This window comes from Desulfovibrio desulfuricans DSM 642 (assembly GCF_000420465.1).
Classification (GTDB): Bacteria; Desulfobacterota; Desulfovibrionia; order Desulfovibrionales; family Desulfovibrionaceae; genus Desulfovibrio; species Desulfovibrio desulfuricans.
Genome location: NZ_ATUZ01000016.1, coordinates 68,058 through 81,733 on the forward strand (window position 1 = coordinate 68,058; position 13,676 = coordinate 81,733).

At 57.0% G+C, this 13,676-nt stretch carries 9 protein-coding genes; 5 read left to right on the forward strand and 4 right to left on the reverse strand.

Going from position 1 to position 13,676, the window contains the following annotated elements:
• Nucleotides 1–85 precede the first annotated feature (85 nt).
• Entirely contained in the window at nt 86–1,345 is a 1,260-nt protein-coding gene (locus G449_RS17855; RefSeq protein WP_022659480.1) for a serine hydrolase domain-containing protein, read from the forward strand.
• A gap of 96 nt (nt 1,346–1,441) precedes the next feature.
• Here the strand turns inward: G449_RS17855 and G449_RS16960 are convergent, their stop codons facing one another.
• The 3 genes from G449_RS16960 to G449_RS16965 form a co-directional block, all read right to left on the reverse strand.
• Nucleotides 1,442–3,685 (reverse strand): sensor domain-containing diguanylate cyclase, encoded by a 2,244-nt coding sequence (locus G449_RS16960; RefSeq protein WP_022659481.1) that lies wholly within the window; start codon nt 3,683–3,685, stop codon nt 1,442–1,444.
• 536 nt (nt 3,686–4,221) lie between these two features.
• On the reverse strand, nt 4,222–4,893 hold the full coding sequence (locus G449_RS0111600) for an adenylate kinase (protein WP_022659482.1): 672 nt from the start codon (nt 4,891–4,893) through the stop codon (nt 4,222–4,224).
• Nucleotides 4,894–5,025: 132 nt separating this feature from the next.
• A complete protein-coding gene (locus G449_RS16965; protein ID WP_159060471.1) occupies nt 5,026–8,487 on the reverse strand; it encodes an AsmA family protein in 3,462 nt (1,153 codons plus the stop codon).
• A gap of 145 nt (nt 8,488–8,632) precedes the next feature.
• Between G449_RS16965 and G449_RS0111610 the strand changes: the two genes are divergently transcribed.
• A complete protein-coding gene (locus G449_RS0111610; RefSeq protein WP_022659484.1) occupies nt 8,633–9,685 on the forward strand; it encodes a glycosyltransferase family protein in 1,053 nt (350 codons plus the stop codon).
• A gap of 47 nt (nt 9,686–9,732) precedes the next feature.
• Here the strand turns inward: G449_RS0111610 and G449_RS16970 are convergent, their stop codons facing one another.
• Complete coding sequence (locus G449_RS16970) at nt 9,733–10,116, reverse strand: hypothetical protein (protein ID WP_022659485.1); 384 nt, start codon at nt 10,114–10,116, stop codon at nt 9,733–9,735.
• Between the two features lie 83 nt (nt 10,117–10,199).
• Here G449_RS16970 and G449_RS0111620 point away from each other — a divergent pair, with 83 nt between their 5' ends.
• The 3 genes from G449_RS0111620 (at nt 10,200) to galE (ending at nt 13,611) form a co-directional block, all read left to right on the forward strand.
• Nucleotides 10,200–11,627 carry a radical SAM family protein gene (locus G449_RS0111620; protein ID WP_022659486.1) on the forward strand — a complete coding sequence of 476 codons (1,428 nt, stop codon included), beginning with the start codon at nt 10,200–10,202 and terminating at the stop codon, nt 11,625–11,627.
• Nucleotides 11,628–11,928: 301 nt separating this feature from the next.
• Nucleotides 11,929–12,375: a flavodoxin gene (locus G449_RS0111625; protein ID WP_022659487.1), complete on the forward strand. Its 447-nt coding sequence runs from the start codon at nt 11,929–11,931 to the stop codon at nt 12,373–12,375.
• A gap of 249 nt (nt 12,376–12,624) precedes the next feature.
• Nucleotides 12,625–13,611, forward strand: coding sequence for a UDP-glucose 4-epimerase GalE (galE, locus tag G449_RS0111630; RefSeq protein WP_022659488.1), 987 nt, complete (start codon nt 12,625–12,627; stop codon nt 13,609–13,611).
• Nucleotides 13,612–13,676 lie beyond the last annotated feature (65 nt).

Consider the following 13,676-nt stretch of genomic DNA (forward strand, 5'->3'; position numbering starts at 1 on the left):
GTGTTTGAACGGGGCGCGGCAGTTTTTTTGCTGGGGGAGGGCGATGCCTGTATTGATGGCATTGCCAAGGCATAAGGGGTGTCTTATGATTTGGCACTATGCCCACAGCCATACGCTGAATCCCTGGGCGGCCTGCACCACATACCTTGGGGGAATTATGATCTACCGCCGCGCTGTTTCGTCCCGGTTTTCTCAAGTTCCACGTGTTGCTTGTCTGTCGGTCATCCTTGGCGTGGCGTGTCTCATGATGGTTGCCTGCGCTGGCATAAAAACGCGTGAAGCAGATGATCTCCGTAGCACGGTAGTGGCGCTGGCTGCAAAAAAAGCAGCCTTGCCGGAAGTTCCTGGGCTTTCGGTTGCCTTGCTGCGCAAGGGGGAGGATACCCCCGTGTGCGCTGCCTTTGGCAATACCTCGCTGGAAAATCCCACGCCCATGACTACAGCCTCGCGGTTTAAAATAGGCTCTGTAACCAAGGTTTTTACGGCTACGCTTATCCATCGCCTTATTGAAGAGGGCAAGCTGGACTACAACACACCCATAAGTCGATTTTTCCCCACCTATCCCAACGGCAAGAATATTACCGTGCGCAATCTGCTGGAGCACACGTCGGGCATGCCGGAAATGCTTGCCCTTGTGCAGGTGCAGCAGAATTTGGCCCGTTACTGGTCAGCAGTGGAGCTTATTGACATGGCGGCAAAGCAGCCGCCTCTGTTCCGGCCCGGCACACGGCAGCAATATTGTAATACCGGTTTCCTCATGCTTGCTGTTATTGCCGAAAAAATTACTGGCCGCCCCTATGGGGAGCAGGTGCTCGACATGTTTGTGGGCAAGCTGGGCATGAAGTCCCTGATGGTGGGCGTGGACGGAGCGGTGGTCACTCGCCTGGCAAATGGTTACACTTCTAACGGGAGCGAAATGCAACTGCCACTGGCAGCCAGTATTGCCATTGCCAAGGGCACAGGCAACCTTGAAGCCGCCCCGGATGATGTGGTGCGCCTTGTAAATCTTGACCGCGTGCTGAAAAACAACGTTCTTGAATCGTTGCCTCTCAGGCCTCTGGTTTTGCCAGATGGAAAGGAGGCCGTATCCATCTCAAAGAATAATCACTATGTCAGCAGTGAACTTGATGGTTGCACACTCTTTTTATTCAACGAACCCAGCATAGATCTGACAGGCAAGCTTGGATTATTCCCCGGCTTTGGCACGGCGTATTTTTATGACCGTCAGACAGGCTATGCCGTTGCTGTGAGCGTGAACAACGAAAAGGCCATTTCGCATGCCATAGCTCTGGGAGCGGAGATATTGCAGGCCATGAGGCAGCGGAGTGCGGAAACGGCACGTTGATCTGCGCCAACTTGGGCATCTGTCCTGTGAATGCATGAAACAAGGATGCGGCTGTTCTCTGGAACAGCCGCATCCTTGAGTATCAGGCAACAAGCCTTATTGCAGTGGGTCGCCCTGCTGCGCATCGCCGTTCATTTCTTTATAAAACACGCATCTGTTTCTGCCCAGTTTTTTTGCCGCATAGGTGGCCTTGTCTGCCTTATTGAACAGTTCGGCATAGGTTGTGCCGTCCCGTGGGCTGCATGCCACGCCAACGCTGGCGGTCAGGGTGAGGCATGAGTGCTGGTCGCAGCATTGGGTGTGCAGTTGTTCCACAAGTATGTGGGCGCGCTCGCGTATGCCGTGCAGCGACATCTTTTCTGTACAGAAAACCAGAAATTCATCGCCGCCGATGCGTCCCACAATGTCCACGCCACGGAAATTGCGGCGGATGATTTGGGCCATGTCAAAGAGGGCCTTGTCGCCCCTGGCATGGCCGAAACGGTCATTGACGCCTTTGAAATTGTCAAAATCAACCATGAACATGGCGTAGAATTGCGGCAGGGGGGATTCGTGCGTTTCCAGAAATTGCGATACGGCTTTCTCCGTAGACATCTTGTTGCGCATGCCGGTGCCGCTGTCGCGCGTGGCCTGGGTGCGTAATTGCAGCTCCAGAGATTTCTGTTTGTCGATATCTGTAATAATGCCAATGGAGTAGATAGGGGCACCCTGGGTATTGGCAATGTTGGAGGCCTCAATGCGAAACCAGCGGTATTCCCCCTCGGCATCACGCAAACGGGCTTCAAGGGTGCATTTATGCTGGTGCGGCGCAAGGCGCACTTCTTTTTGAAAAGCCACCAGGCGTTCCTGATCGTCAGGAAACAGCGGGATGGCCGGGTCGTTCTCGAGGATATTGAAAACAGCGCCGAAGGTGTGCAGCCATTGGGCCGAACAGGAAAAATAGCCGTTGACCAGATTTTGTTCAAATATGTTGATGTCGTGCTGTTCCAGAATAAACTGGTAACGTTCATCGGATATGCGCTTGGAAAGCGCCGCTTCTTTATTGTGGGTAATGTCAAAGACAATGCTTTGTATGTACGATCGGCCGTGTTCAATGTTGACCACGGATCCTTTGTGGTACAGCCATATCAATGCTCCGCTCTTGGTGCGGGTGCGGTATTCCACATCTATGGGCTGGCTGTTTTTCATCTGCTTGCGCATGGTGCGCAGCGTGGATTCACGGTCTTGTTCATACACTGTGGCAGAAAAACTGTTGCCGTATGTTTTTTTAAATTCCGCCTCGGTAAAGCCGAGCATTTTTACATAATTGGGGCTGACAAAAAGGAATATGCCGTCAGGACTGAAAAACTTGAGCACCCCGCCGGACATGCTGGTGATGATGGAGCGGTAATCCTCCTGCTGGCGGCGCAGCTTGCGGGAGGAGTTGCGCTCGAGCAACAGCAGGAATGTAAGGATTATGCCAGCCAGAATGACCAGCCGCCAGACAAGCTCGTTGGTGATGAGCGACTGTTTTGAAGCTGCCGCATTGCCTGCTTGCTGCGGAACAAAGGAAACCATGCGCCAGCCAAAACGTTCAACAGGCGCTGTGGCGATGAAAAGGCCCGTGGCTTTGTCAAAAAAAGTCATGGACTGCTGTGCGCCGTCTGCAAATTTTTGCCGCAATATGGCCGCAACATTCGGGGGAAGTCCGCATGCGGTGAACGAAGCAAAGAGGTCATCCATGGCCTTGCCGGGGGGCGGCGACCAGAACAGGGGCTGGCCTGAATCGTCAAAAACCATGTTGTAGGTGTTGTTGCTGAACGCCCACGTTTCCATATTGGTTTCTATGGCTTCTGCCGGGAATTCGCTGATAAGAACCGCTTGTACGCTGCCGTGGGCAACCAGCGGGTTGGCAATGATCAGAACCCGTGGGCTGGTGGTGCCGCCAGCGGTGGCAACATGGGTCAAGCCCTGGCGTGCGCGTAAAAAGATCGGGTCGTTGCTGTAGTCTGTCTGCGCCCCTCCGCCGTCAAAGCCCTTTCCTTCTGCATCAACAATGCTGAAACGCCTTACGCCATGGGCGTAAAACAGGGGGGCAAGGGCAAGCACGTATTCCCTGCTGACGCGGTATTCCTGCTGCGCCAGATACTTGGTCATGCCGCTCATTTCCATCATGCTGCTGCGAACAGACTGATAAAAATTGTTGCCCGCGCGGGCGTTCACCTCGGCAAGGCGCGTAAGCGTAGTGGCAGAGATGGTTGATGTAATATCGCTTGCGTAATCATGAATAAAAAAAATGGGGGCAAGAAATAAGAGAACAAGAACGGCAAATGATATGAGAGGCTTGGAGATATCTGACATGTCTCATTATCCGTGGTTTTTGAACCAGGGTAGGCCGTTGAGACGAAAGAACCCCTGGGCATGGCCCGGGAGTTTGTATCTGCACGGTGCGTCAAAAGAGCCGCTGAGTATCAGTTGCTGATGTTCCAGCTGTATCGTGGGAGTCTCTGTATCATTGCCAAAAGCCGGGAAAGAGAAAATTCTTCTGTCTGTACATTCCCTGTTATGCATAAGGAAAGTGCAATCAGTATTAGCAGTCGTGATATTTTCTAGAGTTTACGTGCGGTTTCCAGATGTTGTCAACATATATGGTCTGGATAATATTGTTTATTTGCAGCGAACTATAACACAATGGATTAACTGTTAAAAATATTGTCGAGGCCCAATTTGCAATGGCGGGATGTGATCTGCCCCATGTGAGGCAATCACATTACAGCTTGGCAAAAACAGCAAAAGGCCCTGCAAAAGCAGGGCCTTTTCTATACATAACCGCTATACAGCAAGATGTTTGTCTGGCAGACCGCCGAGGCAGGCGCTCTTGCCTGTAGAATGGTAAACTAGGCAAGCTTGGAGAGCAGGGTTTCCTTGATGGAATCAATGCTGCCTTCGCCATTCAGTTCGATGTATTTGGTCTTGCCAGCGCCAGCGAGGTCCTTGTAGAAGTAAGCGGCGGCCAGGGTGCCATCGGTGGTGTTGTAGTAAATGTCGTGACGCTTGTTGATGGCGGTTTCGTCCTGGTCGTCGGAACGGCTGGAAAGCGCGCCGCCACAGACGCGGCAGACATCGCCGTTGGGCTTGATGGCGTCAATAAAGATGTTGTTGGGGTGGTTGTTGTTATTCTTGCAGAGGCGGCGGCCCATGATGCGGTTTTTGGCCACTTCGCGGGGCAGAAGAATTTCAATCACGTAGTCAAGCTGCATGCCTTCTTTCTGAAGGGCGTCCCACAGCTTCTGGGCCTGCACGGTATTGCGGGGGAAGCCATCAAGCAGCCAGCCCTGCTGCCCCTTGGTTTTCAGGGTTTCCAGCACCATGGGAATGGTGATGTCATCGGGCACGAGGTCGCCGCGATCAATGTAAGCCTTGGCTTTTTTGCCCAGCTCGGTGCCGCCGCCGATGTGTTCACGGAAGATGGCCCCGGATTCGATGTGGGCGAGGTTGTACTTCTGCTTGATCAGGTCGCCCTGAGTGCCTTTGCCGCTGCCGTTGGGGCCAAAAATAAGGATATTCACTGGTACTCTCCTTGCCGGAACCGAGTTAGTTTGTGCAAAAAAGAACACAACTGGCACCCTATCCCCTAAAATAGGCCCTGTCAACGGGTGCTGGGAAGAATGCTCGACATGTTGCAGCCCACGGGCCGCTGCCTAACGAAAGAGCTTCCAGGTGCCTTCCACCACGCTGCCGAGCACATCCACAAAACCCTGGGTGATGCCGCCAATGGTGTTGAGCAGCAGCTTGCCAGCGCCAATGGATGTTTTGCTGTTGTCCAGGCTGCCATAAAGGCGCATGGGGAATTCTGGAAGATTCTTCATGTTTACGGTAAAGTTACAGTCAAGGGTCTCACTGTTGAGGTCTATCCATCCGCCGCCGGTAACAGTGATATCCTGCCCCTTGAGATAAAAATCACCACTTTTTGCAATGCCGTTGGTGATTGCGCCGGAGCTGCCCGCAGCATCAAAGCGGGTGGGTTTGCCCTTGAGCTGACCGTCTTTGTCGCGCGACTGGTAAAAGCCATTATGAACGTTGAAGCGCCATTTGCCGTTAAGGCGTGCAGGCAACTGGTTTGCCCCTGTCAGTTCCGCGTCAACCTCGGAGCTTATGCTCGCGCGCCCGCCAAGGGCAGCGCTGCCGCCGCGATCCTTGCTTGCTGCGGCAAGGTCAAAGCCCTCGATGGACAGGGCATTGGCAAAACCCATCCCTTTGTTGAAGCGCATTTCACCATGCGCAGACACGGGCGAGCCATAAAATTTGCCGCCCTGGCTTTCATAACGCAGGGTTCCGTTCTCCATCCTGGCTTTAAGGCGCAGGTCATCGGTGCGCAGTTTCCACAGGGTGAGCTGGCCAACGTGCGCTTCGCCCTCAGCGGAAAACGCCCGCATGAAGCGCAGATCCCACGGTTTGCTCTCAGCCTTTTTTTTGTTCTTGCCGCCATCTGCCTGCCCGGCGGGCTTGTCGCCCACATAGCGGTCAAGATCAATCTGCGGAGCGGAGAGCTTGAATCGCAGGGCCAGCTCCTTGCGCCAGTCAAGGCTGATACTGCCGGAAATATCGTTTTGATCCACCTTGGCTCGGAACTCTGACAGCGCCAGGGATCCGCTATCGCCCTTGAAGGCAGTGTCCAGCTCGATCCGGCGAAGGGGTTGGGGCACATTGGGGTTGGCAGCGCCAAGCAGACGCAGTGTTTTTGTGCTGTCCGGGATAAAGGCGGAAACCTTGCCCTGCCAGACCATGCCGTCCTTGCCCATGCCCAGTTGCCCAGCGCCGGAAATGTCCGCCCCAAGGGCGTTCACGTGCATGTCTGTTGCCGAAAGCTGGTTGCGCGCCGCCTGACAACTGAATTTGCCGCTGATCTGCGCTTGCAGGCCGTCTGGCTGGAAGGATTTTTCCGGGCTGAGGCTCAGGCTGATGGTGCCGGGCAGGTTTTGAAAATCCATGTTGCCGCCGCCCTGGCCATCGCCGCTGAACCAGAGCCTGCCGTTAAGGCCCACGCTGGCATCAATGCCTTCATCTTCAATGGTGGCGGTCCACTGGCCTTCAAGGCCCAGACGGCTTTGCTCCCAGGCCGCCGTGCGGGCTTTAAGGCTTACATCAAGCGCTTTAAAGCCCACTGCGCCGGGGGAGGCCTTGCCGGGGATATTGTTCGGCGGGCGCAACTGGCCTTTTTCGGCCCGGGCGCTTACCGTGCCGCGCAACTTGCCCAGAAAAACATCCAGCTCCCGCCCCTGGCTCATAACGTCCACATCACCGCGCAGCTTGCCGCCGCTCACGGGCATGACCGGGAGGTCTTTTGCCAGATTATCGCCGTTAACGTCACGCATGTGCAGGCGGATGGCGTAGGGGGTATCCGGGTGACCGCCCATGATGGTGTCGCCCTTGACGCTGCCGCCGTACAAAGTGGCGTCAACAATCAGCAGCGTGTCTTCAAAATGCGTGACCTGGTCGACCAGCCCCTGCTTAATGACGACCAGCGCGTCGTTGATGACAATGGGGCCGTAGTTCACCTGGGTTGCGCCCAGGCGGATGTTGTAATCAAGACCTATTTCGCCGGGTTCGACCGGTTTGCCGGGCATGGGGGTGATCGGCCCGTGGCCATATCGCGGTTCGGCAGGCAATACCCCAACCGATTCAGGGATGGCGCGCCCCAGATTCACAGTCTCGGCCTTGAGATCCAGCAGCAGTTCTGGCCTGGCCCAGCTCGCAACGCCGCCGGAACCCAAAAAGCGGCTGCCCGCGGCGGTTACATCAATATGCGGAACGCGCAGCCCTTTGCCGTCCACTGAAAAATCAAGAGTGCCAAGGGTTACTTCGTCCAGCGCCACCTGAAGGCCGGGCGCCAGATTGCGGGCAAAGCCCAGCCACTCCGTCAGGCTTGCGCGCTGCAGCTGCAGGCGGCCTTCAATCCTGAATGTGTCCGGCCCGCCCAGGCGCAGCATACCGTTGACGTTCACATCATCCTGCCCAAGCCGCAGGCGCAGGTTTTCAAGGCTGATGCCTTGATCTTCCTTGTTGCGTTGGGCCACGGTGCCGGTCACATGGGCAGGCAGCAGCACTTCATCCTTGCGCAGTTCGCCTTCAAGGTCGCTGGTCAGGCTCCAGCCATTGGCATCAGCCTTGAGACCCAGCGCAAAGTTGAGGCGGGCCAGCCAGTTGGGCAACTGCATGGTGCCCTTGACCGCCAGTTGCGGCGTTCTTGCCAGTGGGGCCGAGAGGTCTGTCTTGCCTTCCAGATTGAGGTGTTCAATCCGGGCTGGCGTTTGACCTTCTGGCTGAAGAATCGCTGTGGCGCAAAAAAAGTTGCCCTCAAGGCGAGTGGCCGAGGCTGTTTCCACATCGCATTGCAGCCCGCTTGCCGTCAGCTGTGTTTTGTCCTCGCCTGTGATGTCCACTTCGCCCTGCGAAACAGCCAGCCTGAACCGACCCGGCAAAATGCCCGGCAAAAGAGCCGTGCCTCCAGTAGTGTCCCCGGCAAGCCGGGCCAGCCATGATTGCACGGAGTCCTGCGCAGGGGGCTGCTCTTGCGCGGCAGCGTTTTGCAGGGGGGCCGCCGCATCGGTTACGGCCGGGATTGTTGCATCTTGTGTCGGTGGATTGCTGGCCTTTGCCGCTGGGGATGCGGCAGGTTGAGAGGCAGATTTTGGGGACGCCTTTTGGGGGGTTGCGCTCTTTTCTTGCACGGCCTGAGCTTCAGTCGGTTGGGCGGCTTCGGCATCGTCTGGGAACAGATAGGGCAAGCTGAGCGCCACGGGCAGTTCGCCCTTGAGGCGGGGGCGCAGCAGGGTGATATTGCGGGGCAGCAGTTCGCCGCGCAGCAGCGCCAGAAAGTCGGGCCGGAGTGTGGCGTAGGCAACGGTAAAATTAAAGTTCTTGCCCTCCACGCTGGCATTGCTGACAGCCAGGGAGGGCAGCGGCAAAAGGGCCACATTGACCGATTCAACAGTAATATCCAGGCCGGTGCTGGCGGCAATCTGTTCAATATAATGTTGGGCCAGCGCCTCGGGATTGCGTTGCAATAGCCAAAAGACCGCCGCCGACATAGCCGACAGGGTTAACAGAAGCGCCAGAAAAATGCGCGTGATAAGGCGAAGTCGGCTAGGGTTGAGCAGCATGTGCATTCTCGCGTCTTGACGCCTTGGGGCGTCGAGGCTAGGTTTTGAACCTATTGCAAATCGGGCCTGTTGGCAACTGTCAGGCATGAGATGCCAAGCACTGTGCGCAGTTAGCGCAGAACCACATTACTGTTGCCGGGGGCGCATGAAGCGGCTTTTGTGGATAGGCAGTCCTTTTTTTAGCGACGCCCTTTCTTCCTGCGGCTGGGATGCTGTGGCCCGGCACAATTTTGAGCATGCCGCCGTGTTTGGCTGGCATGATCTGGTGCGTATCGCGGGTTTTGAGCCAGACGTGCTGGTAGTGGCCGACAAAAGCCGCGCTCCCTATGTGCTTGGCGTAGAGGACTTTCCGTGCCTCACTGTGTTCTACAGCGTGGATTCTCACATCCATTCGTGGCAACCGTATTACGCTCAGGCTTTTGATGTATGCATTGCGTCTTTGCGCGATCATTTGCCGCGTTTTGCAGGGCCATATCTGCCCGCAGATCGGGTGTGGTGGTCACCTGCCTTTGCCTGGGCTCAGGATGCGCCCGAGCCGCAGACTGCCAAGGATATGGACTGCGTGTTTGTGGGCACGGTCAATGCCAATCTGCCGTGCCGCACGGCCTTTCTGGAAAAGTGCCGCAGCGGATTGCCGGAATTGCAGATTGTAACCGGCTCCTACCGCCATTTATACGCAAGGGCGCGGGTGGTGCTGAACCACTGCGAGCACGGCGACCTGAACTTTCGGGTTTTTGAGGCCTTGGGCTGCGGCAGTTGCCTTGTGACCCCACGCATCGGGCACGGGCTGACGGATATTTTTGCCGAGGGCGAGCACATGCTCTGCTATGGGGCGGATACGGCGGACAATGGCAGCATTGTAGATGCTGCCACCGCTGCTGGCGAGGCTGTGGCTCATGTGCGCTATCTGCTTGAGCATCCGGATGTTGCTGCGCGCATGGGGCAGGCCGCGCTGGCCTGCATAGACGGAGGCCATAGGGCGGTGCACCGCGCAAGAGCATTCAGCGACAGGGTGCGCGCCCTCCTGACCAGCGACCCGCAGTGCGTTGCGCGCCGCAGGGGCAGGGCCGCAGCCATCCGCAAGGATTATCTGCGTTTGCCCTATTTGCATTGGGCCGAGGAGTTGCGCGGTACCGGGTTGAGCGAGGCATATCTGGCGGCTGCCAAGGGGAAATTCGGTCTGACAGGGCGGGAATGAGCATTAAAAAAAACGTTGAGGATGGGTATTCTCAACGTTGATGGTGTTTAATTTCTGCTGTTCCTGCCCGATGAAGCAGGGATGCCCACAGCCGGGTCAAAATGCAGATCCAGCGCCGGGTCTACATCGGGCGCAACGCTGACGCTCTGTGCGGGTTCATCAAAACTCAGATGCAGCAGGGGGTCTTGCGCTGGCTGCGGCGCAGGGCGGGGCGCAAGGCGAGCGGCTCCCCTTGGGGTGAACTCTGCATCGGCAGGTTCCGTCACGTCCAGCGCGTCAAGGCGTGATTCCAGCGAGCGCAGCAGCACACGCATCTGGGCGTGCTCTTCGTGCAGCGCCCTGCAAAGTTTTTCCTGGCTGCGCAGCATGTGATACAGCACGGCCAGTATTCCGAAAAAACACAAAAAAATGAAAAGCATGATGGAAAACATGGCAGGCCTCCAAAAATACGGGCCGGGAAGGCCCGGCCAGCAGTTTTTATATACGTTCAACACTTCTTGGGCAAGGAGCTTTTATGGCCGCGCAACATATTGAACCGCATCTTGTAATGGCAGACGAGCGCGGCAATATCTATGACGATCCCGATCTGCTCATGGTCTGTCGGCGTGGCGCGCAGTGGGGGCTGCCGCGTCCGGACGAACTGATTCCCCTGCCGGAGGAAAGCGAGTTTTTTCTGTTGCCTGGCAGGCAGGCTGTTGGCCTTGACCCCGAAACCGGGCACATCGCGCCCCCAGAGGGAGAGGCCCAGCTTGCCGTGGCGGCTTTTGCCGCACCCGGCTACACGCTTTCGGCCCATCCTGCCTATGAAAGCGGCGAAAACGCGCCCATGTTGCCCCTGTTTGCCTATGGGGCCGTGGGGTTCGCCAGAGGGCGGTTCTATATCTGCGCCCGCAGGGTGGATACCGAACCCCGGCAGATTTTCAGCAATATTCCGCGTGGCCGCATTGAACAGGGCGCCCGCGCCCTGCTGCGCGATTACCCCAAGAACAGGCTTATCCGGCATATTATGGACAACTGCGTGGCGCGCTACGATTGCCCTGCGGGCCGCAACTTTGCTCTGGGCCGCTACGAGGCCCCGTTGCCGTCGTCCCGCGCCTGCAACGCCAGCTGTATTGGCTGTATTTCCGCGCAGGAGAAGGATTCGCCCATTCAGTCAACGCCGCAGTGCCGCCTTGCCTTTACGCCCAGCCCGGAAGAGCTGGCCGAGGTCATGCGCGTCCATTCCGGGCGCGAAACCCGTACGCCCATTTATTCTTTTGGGCAGGGTTGCGAGGGCGATCCGCTCATGAACCCCGATCTTCTGGTGGAGAGCGTGCGCCAGTTCCGCGCGGGCGAAGGCCCAGGCACGGTCAATTGCAATACCAACGCCTCCCGGCCCGAGGCTGTGATCCGCCTCGCGGAAGCCGGGCTGACCAGCATGCGCGTGAGCCTGAACAGCGCCCGAGGCGGCCTCTATGAGCGCTATTACAGGCCATCCGGCTATTCTTTTGACGATGTGCGCGCCTCCATCCGCGAGGCCCGCAGCCGTGGCATCTGGGTTTCGCTGAACCTGCTAGTCTTCCCCGGTGTTACGGATACGGAAGAAGAACTGGACGCTCTGGCGCGTCTGGTGGGCGAAAACGGCGTGAGCATGATCCAGTGGCGCAACCTCAATATTGATCCCGAATGGTACTTCAAACTCATGAGCGGCGGCGAGGGGCAGCAGAAACTGGAACTCTCGCCCAGCATGGGGCTGACATCGTTCATGAAGCGCCTCAAAAAGCTCTGCCCCTGGCTGCGTTACGGCTATTTTAACCCCTATCTGGGTGAAAAGGCCGAACTTGCCGCGCCCATGCCGGGAGAATGGACAATGCCAGCCCCGCGCGCCAGAGAAGCGGCAACGGAAGATGGGCTGGACGCCGGGGCGGAAGAGGACTCGCGCAACGGTTCAGACAGCGAATAATTAGCGTATTCTGCCGGTTAACATTTTCGGAGCCTTGCAAGTTGTGCGGGGCTCCGATTTTTTTTCGCCTTTGTTTATTTTTGTGACCGATATCACAGTTTTTTCCTGCTAGCAGTGCTGAGGTGAAGTTGCGTAGGGTGTGATTTCCGCACAATCTGCCCGAAAATCAGCGGGCACAGACGGCAGGGATGCAGCAAAAAAAGTCTTGATGATTCTTTCCCTTGACAGGTGAATCGAACATCCCTATCCATTTAGAAAATGAATTTCAATTTTAAAATAAGACGCAACGAAGGAGAATGTCATGAGTAAGGTACTGATTGTTTTTGGTTCCAGCACCGGCAATACGGAAAGCATCGCCCAGAAGCTTGAAGAACTGATTGCCGCTGGCGGGCACGAAGTCACGCTGCTTAACGCGGCGGACGCCTCGGCAGAAAATCTGGCTGACGGTTATGATGCAGTGCTGTTTGGCTGCTCGGCCTGGGGCATGGAAGATCTGGAAATGCAGGACGACTTTTTATCCCTGTTTGAGGAATTTGACCGCATCGGGCTGGCTGGCCGCAAGGTAGCCGCCTTTGCATCCGGCGACCAGGAATATGAACATTTTTGCGGCGCGGTGCCTGCCATTGAAGAGCGCGCCAAGGAACTGGGCGCGACCATCATTGCCGAGGGGCTCAAGATGGAAGGCGATGCCTCCAACGACCCCGAAGCCGTGGCATCGTTTGCCGAGGATGTGCTCAAGCAGCTGTAAAATTCTGCTGCGCACGGCGTTAAGCCTTCCGGCTGCGTCATATGGGCCCGCTGTGTTTCAGGTCAGTGTCATGTCTGCCCTGAAGCCAGCGGGCTTTTTTCTTTGCGTTCATAGCGCAGCTTTTCCCCGTGTCCTACGCTCTGGTTGAACCGGTGCGCAGACAAGGCATTGCGCCTCTTGCCAAACCCTTACGTCAAGTGCAAAATTATCGTTCGCAGGAGCGAAACGTAACGGACAAGCGAGGAGTTCATGGCAATTCTGGTTTGCGGCGGTGCCGGGTATATTGGTTCCCACAATGTGCGCGCCCTTTTGGAGCGTGGCGAAACACCTGTGGTGCTTGACAATTTTCTTACGGGCCATCGTGGTTCTGTTCCGCAGGATGTGCGCCTCTATTCCGGCGATATGCGTGATCCGGCATTGCTTGATGCCGTATTTTCAGAACAGCCCATTGAGGCCGTGATGCACTTTGCCGCCTGCTCCCTTGTGGGTGAGAGCATGGAGCAGCCGCTCAAATATTTTCAGAACAACATACATGGCATGATGGAGCTGCTTGAAGCCATGGCGCGCCACGGGGTGGACAAGATCGTTTTCTCGTCCACGGCTTCGGTCTATGGCGAACCTGATGTCGTTCCCATTCCCGAGCACGCGCCCCTGCGGCCCACCAATCCCTATGGCGAAAGCAAGCTCGCCATGGAGCGGATGATGCATTGGGTGGGAAGGGCGCACGGTATCCGCTCTGTTATCCTGCGTTATTTCAATGTGGCGGGCGCATGGCCTCAGGGCCTTATTGGCGAGGATCACAGGCCGGAAAGTCACCTTATCCCCATCATTCTTCAGGTGCCGCTGGGCAAAAGACCCCATGTCACCATTTTTGGCGATGATTATCCCACACCGGACGGTACGTGCATTCGCGACTACCTGGACGTGATGGAACTTGCCGACGCGCATCTGCGCGCTGTGGATTACCTGCGTGGCGGCGGCGGCAGCGAAGTGTGCAACCTGGGCAACGGCACGGGATTTTCTGTGCGGCAGATGGTGGAAGCCGCGCGCCGTGTGACCGGGCGCGACATTGCCGTCAGCATCGGCGCTCGCCGCCCCGGCGATCCGGCACGGCTGGTGGCCTCCGCCCAGCGCGCCGCCGAGGTGCTGGGCTGGACAGCGCGCGCTGATATAGACAGCATCATCGCCTCGGCCTGGAGTTGGCATTCGCGTAATCCAGATGGGTTTGCCGAATAACATGCCGGTTTGCGCCGCAACTGTCTTGCGCCTGTCCGCTCTGCGGATGGGCGCTTTTTGTGCGG

Coding starts and splice junctions, on each gene's coding strand:
- G449_RS16960 (WP_022659481.1), bottom strand. CDS start 3,685: ATGTCAGATATCTCCAAGCCTCTCATATCATTTGCCGTTCTTGTTCTC.
- G449_RS17855 (WP_022659480.1), top strand. CDS start 86: ATGATTTGGCACTATGCCCACAGCCATACGCTGAATCCCTGGGCGGCC.
- G449_RS16965 (WP_159060471.1), bottom strand. CDS start 8,487: ATGCTGCTCAACCCTAGCCGACTTCGCCTTATCACGCGCATTTTTCTG.
- G449_RS0111620 (WP_022659486.1), top strand. CDS start 10,200: ATGGCCGCGCAACATATTGAACCGCATCTTGTAATGGCAGACGAGCGC.
- G449_RS0111625 (WP_022659487.1), top strand. CDS start 11,929: ATGAGTAAGGTACTGATTGTTTTTGGTTCCAGCACCGGCAATACGGAA.
- G449_RS16970 (WP_022659485.1), bottom strand. CDS start 10,116: ATGTTTTCCATCATGCTTTTCATTTTTTTGTGTTTTTTCGGAATACTG.
- G449_RS0111610 (WP_022659484.1), top strand. CDS start 8,633: ATGAAGCGGCTTTTGTGGATAGGCAGTCCTTTTTTTAGCGACGCCCTT.
- galE (WP_022659488.1), top strand. CDS start 12,625: ATGGCAATTCTGGTTTGCGGCGGTGCCGGGTATATTGGTTCCCACAAT.